Raw genomic sequence first — 13,850 nt, forward strand, 5'->3', positions numbered from 1 at the left:
AGAAGGAGGAACCCGCAACCGAACTCGGCGCCCTCAGCGCCTAGAAATCCAAGAATCACGCGGCAGACGCGTTACACCACACATTTGGACTTGACCGCGCCTTGTGGCCTTGCCCACGGTTAGTGGACACGGGGTTACGCGGCTTTAGCGAAGACCGCGTTCTGGTTTGAGTATTGCAGTTCGAAGTCGACGGGGCTGATCTGGCCGAGGGATGTGTGCCGGCGGCGCCGGTTGTAGCGGTCTTCGATCCAGGCGCCGACTTCCCGGGATACCCTGTTGTTGCTGGGCTAGACGCGTCGGTGGTAGAACTCGGTCTGGAGCGTGGCGAAGAAACTTTCCGCCATCGCGTTATCCCAGCAGACCCCGGTATAGCCCATCGACCGGGTGATGCGGTGCGCTTTAGCGAACGCGGTGATCTGCGCTGACGCGTATTTGGTGCCGCAATCGGAAAGAAAGATCACCTGCTCGGGCCGCTCACCGCAGAGCGCCATGGCCATGACCAGGGCGTCCTGGATGAGGTCGGTTCGCATGTGGTCGGCGATGGCCCAGCCGATCACGCGGCGCGAGTGCGCGTCGATCACGATGGCTAAATACAGCCACCCTTCCCAGGTCCTCAGGTGGGTGATATCGCCCACCAGACCTGGTTCAGAGCCCCGGTATCCCACTGCCGTTTGACGGCGTCGACCGGATAGGCGTCCTCGGTTTGGCTGACCGTGGTGGTGCGCCAGCGTTTGGGGCTGATGCTCACCAACCCAGGCGGCGCATGGTGCTGGCCACGGTCGCGCGCTGAGTTGCCCCTAACGTGGCGACAGCTTGCGAAGGGCACCGGCCTTATGCGCGGCTTCGGCATCCGTTTTCTCAGATTTCACGATAAATGCAGGGACATCTTTCGAGGCGTGGAACGTTTTGCCCGCGAAGTCAAAATCGCTCGTCTTCTTCTCGATTACCTCCCCCTGAGTTCGCCCCTGAGACGTCGCCCAACTGACCCGGTCGCCTGTGCTGAAGTCTGTCATCCTTGAAGCATACGGACGGAGACGGACGTGGGCTAGAGGGGTGGGCTGAGTGTCATGTTCCTGTCTGTTCTAAGGAATGATCGTGCCCGCGTAATTCGTTTTCCACGCTTGATTTGCCACGCGCTCGTGACGGCCCTCGGTTACGTCCCCGTGAGTGGTGTGGTTTCCCGCTCTTGAGTGTTGCTTCGTCAACGTGAAGAGCCACCGTGGGATGGTCAGTGAGTACCGATCAAAGAACTCACAAAGGACACCACACGATGGCTCTAGACCAGTCTGCCCTGCTTGACCTGCTGGGAGAACTCAAACTCACCGATGTCACCGACCGCATCCGCGTCGCGACCGAAACCTTGTATCAAGAACTGATCGATGCGGAGGCGACCGCGTTCATCGGCGCCGCCCCGTTCGAGCGCTCTGGCGACCGCACCACTTACCGCAACGGCACCCGGCCGCGGACGTTGACGACGACGGCCGGGGACCTCGATCTGAAGATCCCGAAGCTGCGCGCCGGGTCGTTCTTCCCCGCGCTCCTGGAGCGTCGCCGCCGGGTCGACCAGGCGTTGTTCGCTGTCGTGATGGAGGCCTACGTTCACGGTGTATCGACCCGGAAGGTCGACGACCTCGTCAAAGCGCTCGGCGCTGACACGGGGATCTCGAAGTCGGAAGTGTCCCGGATCTGCGCGGGCCTGGACGCCGAGGTGGCCGAGTTTCGCGACCGCACCCTCGCCGCCCAAGACTTCCCGTACGTGTTCCTCGACGCAACCTACTGCAAGGCCCGCGTCGGCCACCGGATCGTGTCCCAGACCATCGTCGTCGCGGTCGGCGTCGCGGCCGACGGACGCCGGGAAGTCCTCGGTTTCGACGTTGGTGACAGCGAGAACGAGGGCTTCTGGACCAGCTTCCTGCGGTCGTTGAAGACTCGCGGCCTCGACGGGGTCAAGCTGGTCATGTCTGACGCTCACACCGGCTTGAAGAAGGCCATCGGGACCGTGTTCCAGGGCGCCGGCTGGCAGCGCTGCCGGGTGCATTTCATGCGCAACGTCCTCGCCGTGATCCCGAAGGGATCGCAGGACATGGTCGCCTCGATCATCCGCACCATCTTCGCCCAGCCCGACCGCGAGCACATCGAGAAGCAGTTCCGCGAGGTGACCACGATGCTCTCCCGCTCGCACCCGAAGGTCGCTGCCATGCTCGTCGACGCGCAACCCGACCTCCTCGCGTTCGCCGGCTTCCCGCGGCGGCACTGGCGCCAGATCTGGTCCACGAACCCGCTCGAACGGGTCAACAAGGAGATCAAACGCCGCACCGACGTCGTCGGCGTGTTCCCCAACGCGGCAGCCCTGTTGCGCCTGGCCGGGTCGGTGTTGATCGAGCAGCATGACGAGTGGGAAGCCGGCGAACGCCGTTACTTCTCCGAAGCATCAATGCTCGAGCTGGCCACCATGAACAACCCCATCGAGGTCCTCGACGAGGCGGTGATACTCCCCGAACTCGCCGCCGCCTAAGCTAGAACTACTGACCTGCATGGTGTTGAGAAATTCCACCACTCAGCGGGACGTGACCGAGCAGGACGCCTTGGCGCCCCTGCCAACGATCCAAGACGATGCCGACCCCCGAGAGCTGTGGGTTGAGTTGACTGGACTATCAGTGGGCCGCCCGTAACCGGAACAGATCCACTGCCGCACCTCTCGTCACCGTTTTGACACGAAGCGTGCTGGATTAGGCACTCCAAATAGAGGACTGAAGCTTGCGTCTGAAACACGCACAGCGCAGAACGCACAGCTGTGCAGGCGTTCGTCGTTCCGATGTCTGCGCCTCTCTCTACGCTTGAGATTGCCGAACCTCGCGGCGAAACGAAGGCAAAGGAGCCTGATATGCGCGTACTTTGATACCACTCCACGAATGCAACCGATCCCGACGTGCACCACACTCACGACAACTGCCCCAGCGGACAGCAGATCCCCGCCTATAACAAGCGGCCCGGCACCAACAACTGGCCACTATGTGAGCACTGCGCCGGCATGTGATCGAAAGGGGAGGTATCTCAACTACCTCCCCCCGAGATCCCTGCAGGGATCTCGGCGCCGAGCCGCCAGCACTTCGCCTCCCGCCTGTCTGCTCGCTGGGCCCGACCTTGCGCGACGCTCCGCAGTACCGAGGCCAGACGTGTGCCACGGGAAGTCTCAGAAAAGTACAGTTTTCCAAGACACCAAGCGAGCCTGGATCTTGCTCGTCACTTCCCGTTAAATCTCGGGGTGCCTGAACGTCTCAGAAAGTCATCTCATCACAATTCATATCTCACCGTTCTGGTTGGGGTTTTTCGAGGCAGAGTGGGGCGTATGAGATTGCTCCGCTACACCCGCATCAACACTTCGAGCCAGGACGCTCAACTCCAGCTGGATGCGCTTATCGCCGCCGGGGTGCAGAAGCGAGATGTGTTCGCCGATGTCACGTCTGGGAGTAAGACCGCGATTGAGCGGCCGGGGATGAAGAAGCTGCTCGAGCCCAACACCCTCACATAACTACACGATCAAGGGATACGAAGAAAGTAACGGGGCGAACGGAGGAACCTGCACTCCTACCGGGGGTTGGTCAGGGGCGCGGCGAAGAATTCTCGCTCGTGCGCGGCCGAGGCGCGGAACGCCTGAGCCATGCGGCGCCGGGCCGGTTCAGCCGCTGCTGCGGCGGCGGCGGTAACAAACTTGATCGCACGTGCGGTGGAAGCGGCGAACTCCTCATCCGCGTAGGTGTCCAGCCAGCTGCGGTACGGATGCGCGTCGTGCGAGAGCGGATACAGCCGCGTGCCGACATCCTGGTACATCCAGAAGCACGGCAGCAGCGCCGCGGCGAGGACGCCGTAGTCGCCGCTCGCGCCAGCGGTCGACAGGTGGTTGAGGTAGGCCGTTGTCGTATCGCTGGGCTGCACGCCGGTCAGGGTCTCCTCGGCGATCCAGCTGGAGTGCAGGTCGAGTTCGGCGGCAATCGCGCCGTGCGCGCTGGCCGCCCAGAACGCCTGCTCGGTGGCGGTCGGGGCGAGCCGGCTCGCGACGGCCAGCATCCGGGCGTAGTCGCGCAGGTACAGGGCATCCTGGGCGAGGTACCAGATGAAGGCGTCCCGGTTCAGGGATCCGTCCCCGAGCGCTCGGATAAACGGCAGCTCGTCGGTGTCGGTGCGGATGTCACGGATGTCGTGCCACCATTCCTCGGCGACCTGGGCCGGGCTGGGGCTGGTGTGCAGGCCGCCGCGCTGCCACAGGCCGGCAAAATGCTGGATCGGTCCGTGGCCAGAGCCAACCTGCAGGTCGCCAGAGTGGGCGATGCTCTCGCTCAACCATAGTTTCGCCTCGGCTACCGCGTCCCCCCAATCTGCCAGGCTCGGCCCTACCGTGCCGGCCCGAGCCGCTACCCGGGTCGCGACAGCGGAGGAGAAAGAACACCCGGTTCCGTGGGTGTTCGGGGTGTCGATCCGCAGCCCGGGAAACTCCCGCACGGTGTGGGCGCCGACGAGGGCGTCTGGTACGAGGTCACCGGCGAGGTGTCCGCCCTTGGCCAGCACGAGGACCCCGTACGTCTCGGCGACGTGCTGCGCCTGGCGCAGCACCGCCGACCAGCTCGTCGCCACGGGAGAACCGACAAGGATGGCCAGCTCCGGGATGTTGGGCGTCACTAGGTGCACGACGCTCAGCAGGTCGCGCAGAGCCTCCTCAGCATCCTCGGTTAGCAGGCGGTCGCCGCTAGTGGCGATCATCACCGGGTCGAGCACTACGAGCCCAGGCTTCACTTGGCCGAGCCACCCGCTCACGGTGCGGGTGACGTTCACGTCGGCCAGCATCCCGATCTTGACGGCATCGATGTCGACGTCGTCGCTCACGGCGTGCAGCTGCTCGCGCAGGAAGGAGACCGGCGGCACGTGCACCGAGCGCACACCGTGGGTGTTCTGCGCGACCAGTGCGGTCACCACGGCCATACCGTAGCCCCCGTTCGCCGCAATGCTTTTGAGGTCGGCCTGAATGCCCGCTCCGCCGGTCGGGTCGGTACCAGCAATGCTCAGCACGCGGGCAATGCGGGGGGATGCGCCGGTCATGCCGTCACGCCCCACGCGGCTCGCAACTCGCGGGCCGCCTGCTCCGGATGCGGTGCCGCACAAATCGCCGACACCACGGCGACGCCCGCCGCTCCGCACTCACGGAGGGCGGCCAGGTCGCGCAGGCCGACCCCGCCGATGGCCACGCTCGGCAGCGTGCTGACCCCGACCAGGCGTGCGAACTCGGCCAGCCCCAGGGCAGGGGGCGCGTCACTCTTGGTGCGTGTGGCGTGCAGTGCGCCAATGCCGACGTAGTCGATCAGGGCAGGATCCTCGGCCGCGCGGCGCAGCTGGGCATCCGTCGATGCGCTGAGCCCGATCACCGCGTCACCCCCGATGAGGTCGCGCACCGCGCCGACGGGCAGGTCGGATTGCCCGACGTGCACCCCGATCAGCCGGCGCCCGGCGGCACGGGCGGCCAGGAACACGTCGACCCTGTCGTTCACGATCAGCGCCACGGTGTCGGGCAGCACATCCGCGATGCGCAGCACGGTGTCGAGGAACTCCCGCCCGGCGGTCTCCTTCTCACGCACCTGCACGGCGCTCACGCCTCCGGCAACGGCGTGCCGCACCACGTCCACGATGCTGCGCCCGGCCGCCGCGGCCTGCCCCGAGTCTGTCACCAGGTACAGCGACAGGTCGAGGATCATCGGAGCACCGCCCGGCGTGCGATGTCCTGCGCGTTGACGGTGGCTAGGGCGTCCACAAAGGCGACAGCGAAGCTGCCCGGACCGGCGGCGGACTCTGCCGCGAGCTCGGCCGCGACGGTGTACACCGTGGCCGCGGCCACCGTGGTGAAGAACCTGTCGGCGTCGACCGTGGCGAACGCGGCCATGACCGCGCCGAGGGCGCAGCCCCCGCCGGTGACGCGGGTGAGCAACGGATGCCCGTTGTCGATGTGCACCAACTCACGGCCATCCGTGATGATGTCGACCGGCCCGGAGACGGCGATCACCCCACCGGTCATCCCGGCCAGCGCGTGCGCCGCGGCCAGGGCGGCATCCACCTCGTCGGATGAATCCACCCCGCGGCCGCCGGATCCGGCGCCCGCCAACGCGATTATCTCCGACGCGTTTCCGCGCACCACCGTGGGTCCCAGGTCGCGAAGGGCGAAGGCCAGCGGCGTGCGCACCGGCAGGAAACCGACGGCAACGGGGTCGAGCACCCACGGTGTTCCAGCATCGTTCGCGGCTGTGACGGCCTCGACCATCGCGTCGCGTTGTTCGGCGGTGGGCGTGCCGAGATTGACGAGCAGCCCAGATGCGATCCGCGCGAACGCGCCCGCCTCGCCCGGAATGTCGACCATCGCGGGCGCCGCACCGAGCGACAGCAGCACGTTAGCGGTGAAGTTCACCACGACGCTATTGGTGAGGCACTGCACGAGGGGCGGGCGGGACCGCACCTCGTCAAGCGCTGAACAGGTGAATGAAATAAGTTCTTCTGGCGTGCGCATTTGCGCGACATCCCTTCGCTAGTACTAACTAGATCAGGTTCAACGGGTGTTATCTCAGCTCCAGGTGGAGCACCCCGTGTCACTTGGCTTATGAACCAGCGTATCGCAGCGCCTTCGTTCTAATTCATGGTTGGACGCGGCCAATATCTTGGCAACTGGCCGACGGAACGAGGCCATTGCGCGAGCGCACCAAGAGCTGGCCGAGCGTCTCGTATTCCATGGGCGGCGGATTCATCGTTAGTTGCGAGACACCGAGAATTAGATGACTGATGCTGCCCGGGGACGAGTCAGGACGCCGCACCCTGGTCTCAGAAGCTTCCCTACGGTCGGCCAGCCAGGATCGTGGCTACATCGCTGTTGGCTTTGAAGTGAGCAAGCGCGTCAGCAGAGAGCAACCGGATGACGTAAACAATTCGGCGCCGTTCGCTCTCAGAACCGTTGAGGATGTTCTCGTGGTGAGCCACTCTGTTTCGGAGATCTCGCAGCGCGGCCAATGCGTCATTAAGCGGGTTTCTGTCGGTACCTGGTGGGAAGACTTTGTGGAGATGAGGAACCCAGATGGTTTTCTCGTGAGCGTCCACGAAGAGGTAGGTCAAGAAGCCATACATGAGTTCGGCGACGACCTTGCCGGGTATTGGCGGCGTGTGTGGTGACGTCGCTGCGTTGATCCGCGCCCGCTCGACGTTGCCTCGGGCGATCTTGTTTGTGACTTTAGCGCGCTGTGGCGGCGTTCTGTGATCGCTATTTGGCGCATTTAGCTATATGCCCGCGTCGCTCCGGAGCAGGTGTCAGTGTCTTGTATCCCATAGGTTTCGACGCGCGGAGATCGCAAGAGAGAAACAGCTAAGTGCATCCGCTGTGGTGACGTTCACGTTGAACATGTGGGACAGTCACTCGGCTGCCAGGGCAATCTGGCAGCATCCGATGAAGGTGACGGGTTCGGTGCTTCTTCCCGTCAGTGGGCAGAGCCTCAGCCAGGAAGAAATATTCACCGAGATCGCGAAAGCATGGGAGGCACAAGGTTTCGTCCGAAGCGATCGAGCATTAGGCACCGACATTTACACAGGCGATAGTCTGCAACTACGCATCCGCGGCACCAGCGAGGGCGTCTCCATCAGCGCAACGTCGGCCTGCAGCGGCCTACCCTAGCTGCCAGACATACAGCCACGACGCGGTTTCAGGTGTGTCGAGGAATAGGCTCCACGTTATGGCGTCGCAAATTGGAGTCACCCTCATGGTTCTTCGCGACCTAGGCGCGTCGTCGTATGGGCACCGCACGCGACCACGATTGCCCGGCTTGAGGCCATCCTTTCTCATGACGGCAACTCCCCGCCTCGTTGGCCTCATGGCGGTCAGCGCGCTAACCCTAACCGGATGCTCACAGCCGACATCGTTGACGACCGGGTCAGCCTCCACGGACGACGCCACCCCGGAGGTCGTCGCGCAAGTGCGGGCGGCCGACCTCGCGCGCGATATCGGCGGGGAGAGACCCGACGACATCGACGGCTGGGCGCGCGCTGCAGTCGCTCAAGCCATTAGCGACAGCGCGGACATCGAGCTGGTCGGCGTCGACACCCGGCAGTCGACCGACCTAAGCGAACCGTTCGGCAGCCTCGACTTCCGGGTTTTCGTGCCAGGGCTCAAGAACGCGTCCACGGGCGCGCCTGGCCCCTTTTGCTTCCGAATCGAGTTCGACTACTACGGCAAGGTCGGCACATGGGAATCGTCTGACGGCATCGACCCGATCGGGTGCCCACCGGATGCCGCCATCGTGACGCCTCGCGTCGACGACAGCATCGTCCCTGTCGTGTCGGACACCGCGCGCGAGGTGGCATCGGCGGTGCTTCTCGCGCGAGTGCAGACTGGTTCGCCGGCGACGGTAGACGCGATCATCGGCGCGATTTCCGCGCAACTCACCACTCCGACCGGCGAGTTCGAGGTCGTCGCTCCGCCGCGGGTCGTCGTCCAGGTGAGCAGCGCTGGAGATCGGGTCGGCGTCGCGTTCGGTTCCGCCGAAGATTGCGTCCTGATCAAGAGCGAGAACGGGACGGTCGACGACGTCTACCCACCCCCGGTGACGCTGCAGCCAGGTGAATTAGGCTGCACGCCCGAGACGGCACTCACTGACCCTGACCAATTGCGATCGCCGCACTGACGTGAGAGTCAGCCACGCCGAGACCATAAGCTCTTGCCCGTAAGACGGTCCTCTTGCGGAACTCCGCACGGATCCGTGGATTGCCCGGCCGCATGCACCGATCGCAGGTGACTCCGCATTAGGTGCTGGTCAGCGGTTTCTGATGATGCGTGCAAGCTCTTTCTCGAGGATGACGGTTGCCCAGGTGCTGTCGTTTCCGGGTGGTTCCATGAGTAGGTGAATGGCAAGGCCATCGAGAACGGCGTGCAAATGGCGCGCTCGTTCTACCAGTTCAGGGCCGCTGGGCCTGCAGGCCAACTTTTCGGCCAGTCGGAGGCAGCCGTTCCCCAGTTCTTCGTAAGCGCGATTTCTGATGGAAACAAGTTGCGGCAACGCAGGGCTTTCCGCAATCAGCGCGATATTGACCTCGAGTTCCGCGCGACTATCAGCGGTAAGAGGCAAGAAGTTTTTCAGGACCTCCAGCGCGTACTCCGCTGGGTTCGAGCCTTCACGAATAGCGAGAACGCGGTCGGTGGCGCGCTGCACCATGAGCTCGGCGGAGAACTGCAGGAGTTCAGCGCGGGTGGGGAAAACATGACGCAGGGAGCCGACCACCACGCCAGCCTGCTCGGCAACGGTGCGCACCGATACCGCGCTGATTCCTTGGTCGAGGATGATCTGCCACACCGCTTGAGCGAGCTGTACCTTGCGTGCGTCCCGGTCGATCGTTCTCGCCATAAATTGATATTAGCACGGGCGTGCTAGTTTGTTTTCAGGGCCTAGACGCATCGACTGGGGGATTTATGATCATTGCCATCATCGTCGCCTCCGAAATTAGCTTCTGGGTTTTGATCGCATTGGGTCTCGTCGCCCGATATATGCTGCGTCTGAAAAGGACCGGACTGACCTTGCTGGCGATGACGCCGGTGGTCGACGTCATCTTGCTCGTGGTCACGGCGATGGATCTGACATCGGGCGCGACGGCGACGGTCTTCCACGGGATCGCTGCGATCTACCTCGGCTTCTCCGTGGCTCACGGGCACAAGATGATCGCGTGGGCCGACCGCCATTTCGCCTATCGGTTCGCGAATGGGCCGCAGCCGATCAAGCTCTACGGGCGGGGTTATGCGGTCGAGTGTTGGAAAGACGTCGCGCGCACAGCGTTGGCTGTGGCCGTGGCTCTGGGGACCATTTGGCTGTTGACCGTGGTCGTCGATAACGAGACCAGAACCAGCGCGCTCAACGACCTCAACAGCATTTTCCTCCTGGTCGTTGCGATCGAAGTGTTGTGGGCCCTCGGGTATAACCTCTGGCCGAAGAAGCGACCGACATTGAGCCCATTGGTCGACGTGCACGCGAACGCCACATCCGGGCAGCAGTAGAAGCCGTGACTCTGCCGACAGCGCCTCCGGGGAGCGATCGACTGACTGTCACCAAGCTCGGTCGAGTCCTCATCTGGTCAGCCGGGGCGCTGGGCGTGCTTGCACTGATCGTTTTACTGACTCTCTCAACCGACGGGATTCGTCAATCCTCGGATCCCGGGTCACCGATCACCCCTCTGTGGGTCGTGCTCGTGCCTCCCTTGGTCGCAATTTCCCTGACACGTGCACTGCCGTGGAGCGCTCCAGCGCTCGAACCTACGGTTTCTAATGCCCGTGCGATTCGACGCAGCGGCATGGCGCTCCTGGTATGCGCGGTCCTCTTTCCCCTGGTCATTGGCATCACGGAAATTGACGACTCGGCCGAGTACTTTCCAGCCAAAGTAGTCATTCTGGACGGGATACCCGCAGCATTGGTGTGGAGATCTTGCCGCAATATCAAGATTGCCCGCCCCCGCATGGCCTGGCAGTGGTGGGCGCCGATTGTTGTCATTGTGGTCTGGACAATCCTCTCGCAAGCGAGCCCCTGGATAGCGGTCCCTACTTTTCAAGGCGTGGACCTGGGCTACCTAATCGTTGGCGCAACGCTGACCGCGCTTACCGCTGGCGTGGGCGAGGAACTGTTTTACCGGTACTGGTTGCAGACACGGGCGGAAGCGCTCCTCGGACGCTGGGGCGGCGTCGTTCTGGCATCGTTTGCTTTCGCGATCATGCACCTTGGAGGAGACCGACAAGGCAACGGGCTTCTTGTCGAGATTGCGGCCGTCATCATCGTCCAGGGCTCCTTCGGCATCATGCCACGAGCTGGCGAAGCAACGTCTAACCGGGTACCCGAAATGACGCACTGAGCGTTCCCTTCTGACACCCAACCTGAAAGGCGGGAATAGGTGTGTTCTTGACCCGAAGCCTGCTGATGACTAAGCGCTTGGGTTGCCGATTCGTTCCATCCATGTCTCGGGGATACCCAAAGCGGTGAACCCTGATTTGGAATACAACCCGTGCGCATCGTTGGTCGAGAGAGCGATGCGCCGCAGACCAAGCGGCGCGAACTCTTCCAAGACTCCCTTGATGAGGACAGCGCCAATGCCGCGGCCTCGAACCTGGGGGTCGACGAACACATCGCAAAGCCATGCAAAAGTCACTCCATCCGTGATGACCCGCGCGTAGGCGACTTGCTTGTTCGATTCGGTGTCGTAGACGCCGAAGTTTCGTGAGCCGTCTATGGCTGCATCGTGCCGGGCACGTGACCTCCCTGGCGCCCAATAGGACTGTTCGCTGATCCAGCGGTGCACTTGGTCACGGTCTATATCGGCAACGTCGGCTGAGAACCTATAGTTCGAATCCATCCGCCCATCTAATCGGTCTTGGGCGGACTGCGCCCGACCAATCGCCGTAATGCAAGGAGTATGCCCGCCCGTCGTTCCTGCAATCATTCAATTAGGCGGAGGGTCGTCGCCAGAGTCTCGCGGAGATGCCGGCGCTGAGAGCGACGAAGACGGCGGCTGCCGCAGCTGTGGTGAGGAAAGTTGAACTCACGTTCCAGCTCTCGACGAGGAAGCCGCTGAGCGCGCTCCCGGCCGCAGCACCGACGTTGTGAGCGGTGTTCACCCACGTTGTTGACTCGGTCTGTCGGGTCGTCCCACCAAAATCGTTGGCTGCAAAATACGCCACGATCATGACCGGGGAAAGGAAGAGTCCAGCGGCCGAAATGACCAGTCCCAGGGAGATCGTCGACGTTGCGAGGCCAGCACCGGCAGAGGCCATGATGAACAATATCGCCAGGATCACGAGTTGGCGCTGCGAGGACACCGTGATCTGAAGAGCGCCATAGGCAAGGCCTCCAACGGCGCTGCCGGCCGCGAACAGGGCGAGGACAACCCCCACCGCTGCGGCATTACCGAGGGTAGCAATCATGGCCGGGACCGCAACGTAGACGGTGCCGACCACAAGGCCGGCTGCCAGCACCGGCAGGAGCAGCGCGATGAATCGCGGTTCTGTGAGCAGGGGCGCAGCGCTGGCTGCGTCCCTGCGTGACGCGTCGACCGGGGTCGCGGCCATCGTGGGGGAAGACATCATCAGTGTTGTCCCGACCAGGATCAGTGCGGCAGGGATGAGTAGGGCGGTACTCGGCTCGATGATGACCAAGAGCAGGCCGGACAAGGCGGGGCCGACAAGGTAGAGCAACTCCTCGAGGACTGCGTCCAGACTCAAAGCCTTTTTCAGGAGAACTGGAGTCGGGGTCAACGACGCCCAGGCGACCCGCATTGTCGGGCCCAACGGTGGAGCGAACGCGCCGAGGAGGCCGGCCACCGTCACGCATAACCAAACTGGTGCGCCCGAGCTCGTGAGCAGTGCGAGAGCGACCAAGCTCAACCCGAAAACGCTGCTGAGCAGGAGGAGGACAAGGCGGCGTCCGAATCGATCGATGAGGCGGGCTCTGGCTGGTGCGAGGAAACCGGCACCAGCCCCGTATGCGCCGACCGCTATACCGGCGGCGGAGAAGGACTGGGTCACTTGTTCAACTGCGAAGAGGAGAGGCAGACCGACGAGAGGATAAGCGAAGCGTCCGGTCAGGGCACTCGAGAAAACAAAGGGGACGTGTTTGAGTCTGAGAACATCCGCGTAGGTCGCGGACAGAGTCGTTGCGGGCATGGTTAAGCTCCGAGATAAATGGCGCGGCTTTTGCGCGCAGTGAATGAGGACCTGCTAGCTGAAGAAGTCAGCCCGGTCTTCAATCACAGATAGGAAGCATGCCGCAACGATAGCGGACGGGTGGCCAGACCGACGTCCACCCACCGACACTGACCGACCCGGCTGGCGACCGGAGATGCCGCGCAAACCGTTCCCTTATGTGTGCCGTGTACCGTCGAGTGATGCCAAGCTGCGAAAGCTCCGACGGGTCAGCACTTCACTACGATGACGTGCGCCGCAAGGGCAGTGACGGCGACGAATGCCCGGTTATTCTCCTTGCCGGAGGAGCGGCCCGCCACCCCAGCTACCTTGGTGATCTGGCCGGGCTCAGCGATCGGCACCGGCTCATCGTGCCCCATCTGCGAGGTGTCGGACGCACGGCCGCGCCGGACCAAGAAGAGCTGGGGTCGTTCTGGTCTCAAGCCGACGACATCGAGCACCTGCGTGTCCATCTCGGCCTCGATCGCGTCGTCCTGGTGGCTCACTCGGCGGGAACGAGATTGGCCATTGCCTACGCGGCGCAGTTCGCGCTCCGCGTTGCCAGGTTAGTGCTGATCACTCCTCCGGCGGCTTATCTCGTCGATGAGCCATCCGATGCCCATACGCTGAGCGAGAAGCGGCGCGGAGATTTGGTTTTCGAAGCCGCTTTCGCAGCTTTGGAAGCGGGGCCCCAGACGGTTGACGATGTCGGGTTCAACGCCTGGCAACAGGAGTCGGCGCCGGCCGGATACTCAACCTGGGGCGCAACAGAGCGATCCCATGCGACCGTCGGGCGTTGGAGCCTGCCCGCCACGAAGGCGTATTTCAGTGTTGCCCCACCTCGCGACCTCACGGTGCGGCTGGGGCAGGTGTTGGCCCCTGTGTTGGTGATTGCCGGAGCCGAGGACTGCCTCACCGGATTAGCGCCGGTGACCGCACTGGCACGCCTCTTTCCCACAGGTGAATGCGTGGTCATCGAAGGGAGCGGGCACTACCCGTGGGTCGAACAGCCGGCGGCCTCGGTTGCGTCCAATAGCGTGGTGTAACCCCCGGCCCTGATGGGCGTGTTGCACCGATGTAAGGCGGCCACCGCGTGATTCTTGGAAAGACCGATCAAGTC

16 protein-coding genes, 1 pseudogene and 1 riboswitch are annotated in these 13,850 nt (G+C 63.4%); of the genes and pseudogenes, 8 read left to right on the forward strand and 9 right to left on the reverse strand.

Annotation, left to right across the window (positions count from 1 at the left end; genetic code table 11):
• Positions 1-287 precede the first annotated feature (287 nt).
• From E3O54_RS14715 to E3O54_RS14720, 3 genes are read right to left on the reverse strand one after another with little or no spacing between them, the layout of a single operon-like run.
• Positions 288-635, reverse strand: coding sequence for a DDE-type integrase/transposase/recombinase (locus E3O54_RS14715; protein WP_166805266.1), 348 nt, complete (start codon positions 633-635; stop codon positions 288-290).
• Positions 614-748: a hypothetical protein gene (locus tag E3O54_RS17200; protein ID WP_255570364.1), complete on the reverse strand. Its 135-nt coding sequence runs from the start codon at positions 746-748 to the stop codon at positions 614-616. The genes E3O54_RS14715 and E3O54_RS17200 overlap by 22 nt, the downstream gene beginning before the upstream one ends.
• Before the next feature lie 49 nt (positions 749-797).
• Positions 798-1,013: a DUF2945 domain-containing protein gene (locus E3O54_RS14720; RefSeq protein ID WP_134401915.1), complete on the reverse strand. Its 216-nt coding sequence runs from the start codon at positions 1,011-1,013 to the stop codon at positions 798-800.
• Between the two features lie 257 nt (positions 1,014-1,270).
• Here E3O54_RS14720 and E3O54_RS14730 point away from each other — a divergent pair, with 257 nt between their 5' ends.
• Positions 1,271-2,515 (forward strand): IS256 family transposase, encoded by a 1,245-nt coding sequence (locus E3O54_RS14730; protein ID WP_134401916.1) that lies wholly within the window; start codon positions 1,271-1,273, stop codon positions 2,513-2,515.
• 834 nt (positions 2,516-3,349) lie between these two features.
• Positions 3,350-3,514, forward strand: a pseudogene (locus E3O54_RS14735) (recombinase family protein); the annotation flags it as partial.
• Positions 3,515-3,588: 74 nt separating this feature from the next.
• Here the strand turns inward: E3O54_RS14735 and E3O54_RS14740 are convergent.
• The 3 genes from E3O54_RS14740 to thiM form a co-directional block, all read right to left on the reverse strand.
• Positions 3,589-5,094 (reverse strand): bifunctional hydroxymethylpyrimidine kinase/phosphomethylpyrimidine kinase, encoded by a 1,506-nt coding sequence (locus tag E3O54_RS14740; RefSeq protein WP_134343060.1) that lies wholly within the window; start codon positions 5,092-5,094, stop codon positions 3,589-3,591.
• Positions 5,091-5,744 carry a thiamine phosphate synthase gene (gene thiE, locus E3O54_RS14745; protein ID WP_166785359.1) on the reverse strand — a complete coding sequence of 218 codons (654 nt, stop codon included), beginning with the start codon at positions 5,742-5,744 and terminating at the stop codon, positions 5,091-5,093. The genes E3O54_RS14740 and thiE overlap by 4 nt, the downstream gene beginning before the upstream one ends.
• Positions 5,741-6,547 carry a hydroxyethylthiazole kinase gene (gene thiM, locus E3O54_RS14750; protein WP_134401917.1) on the reverse strand — a complete coding sequence of 269 codons (807 nt, stop codon included), beginning with the start codon at positions 6,545-6,547 and terminating at the stop codon, positions 5,741-5,743. The genes thiE and thiM overlap by 4 nt, the downstream gene beginning before the upstream one ends.
• Positions 6,541-6,634: riboswitch (TPP riboswitch) on the reverse strand. (Overlaps the previous gene by 7 nt.)
• Before the next feature lie 281 nt (positions 6,635-6,915).
• On the opposite strand from thiM, the gene E3O54_RS14755 reads away from it, so the two are divergent.
• The 3 genes from E3O54_RS14755 to E3O54_RS14765 all read left to right on the forward strand — a co-directional run bounded on the left by E3O54_RS14755 (position 6,916) and on the right by E3O54_RS14765 (position 8,702).
• Positions 6,916-7,200, forward strand: coding sequence for a hypothetical protein (locus E3O54_RS14755; RefSeq protein WP_134401918.1), 285 nt, complete (start codon positions 6,916-6,918; stop codon positions 7,198-7,200).
• Positions 7,201-7,405: 205 nt separating this feature from the next.
• Positions 7,406-7,696, forward strand: coding sequence for a hypothetical protein (locus E3O54_RS14760; RefSeq protein WP_134401919.1), 291 nt, complete (start codon positions 7,406-7,408; stop codon positions 7,694-7,696).
• A 166-nt stretch (positions 7,697-7,862) separates the two neighbouring features.
• Complete coding sequence (locus E3O54_RS14765) at positions 7,863-8,702, forward strand: hypothetical protein (protein WP_134401920.1); 840 nt, start codon at positions 7,863-7,865, stop codon at positions 8,700-8,702.
• A gap of 129 nt (positions 8,703-8,831) precedes the next feature.
• Here the strand turns inward: E3O54_RS14765 and E3O54_RS14770 are convergent, their stop codons facing one another.
• Positions 8,832-9,419: a TetR/AcrR family transcriptional regulator gene (locus E3O54_RS14770; protein WP_134343064.1), complete on the reverse strand. Its 588-nt coding sequence runs from the start codon at positions 9,417-9,419 to the stop codon at positions 8,832-8,834.
• A 65-nt stretch (positions 9,420-9,484) separates the two neighbouring features.
• Here E3O54_RS14770 and E3O54_RS14775 point away from each other — a divergent pair, with 65 nt between their 5' ends.
• Together E3O54_RS14775 and E3O54_RS14780 are read left to right on the forward strand one after the other, a co-directional pair.
• Positions 9,485-10,063: a hypothetical protein gene (locus E3O54_RS14775; RefSeq protein ID WP_134401921.1), complete on the forward strand. Its 579-nt coding sequence runs from the start codon at positions 9,485-9,487 to the stop codon at positions 10,061-10,063.
• Between the two features lie 95 nt (positions 10,064-10,158).
• Complete coding sequence (locus tag E3O54_RS14780) at positions 10,159-10,908, forward strand: CPBP family intramembrane glutamic endopeptidase (RefSeq protein WP_134401922.1); 750 nt, start codon at positions 10,159-10,161, stop codon at positions 10,906-10,908.
• Between the two features lie 69 nt (positions 10,909-10,977).
• Here E3O54_RS14780 and E3O54_RS14785 read toward each other — a convergent pair whose 3' ends face one another.
• Both E3O54_RS14785 and E3O54_RS14790 read right to left on the reverse strand, forming a co-directional pair.
• Complete coding sequence (locus E3O54_RS14785; protein WP_134401923.1) at positions 10,978-11,406, reverse strand: GNAT family N-acetyltransferase; 429 nt, start codon at positions 11,404-11,406, stop codon at positions 10,978-10,980.
• Between the two features lie 91 nt (positions 11,407-11,497).
• Complete coding sequence (locus E3O54_RS14790; RefSeq protein ID WP_134401924.1) at positions 11,498-12,712, reverse strand: MFS transporter; 1,215 nt, start codon at positions 12,710-12,712, stop codon at positions 11,498-11,500.
• 269 nt (positions 12,713-12,981) lie between these two features.
• On the opposite strand from E3O54_RS14790, the gene E3O54_RS14795 reads away from it, so the two are divergent.
• A complete protein-coding gene (locus E3O54_RS14795; protein WP_241976925.1) occupies positions 12,982-13,776 on the forward strand; it encodes an alpha/beta fold hydrolase in 795 nt (264 codons plus the stop codon).
• The last annotated feature ends 74 nt before the right edge of the window (positions 13,777-13,850 follow it).

The organism is Cryobacterium sp. TMT2-4, from assembly GCF_004402575.1.
GTDB lineage: Bacteria > Actinomycetota > Actinomycetes > Actinomycetales > Microbacteriaceae > Cryobacterium > Cryobacterium sandaracinum.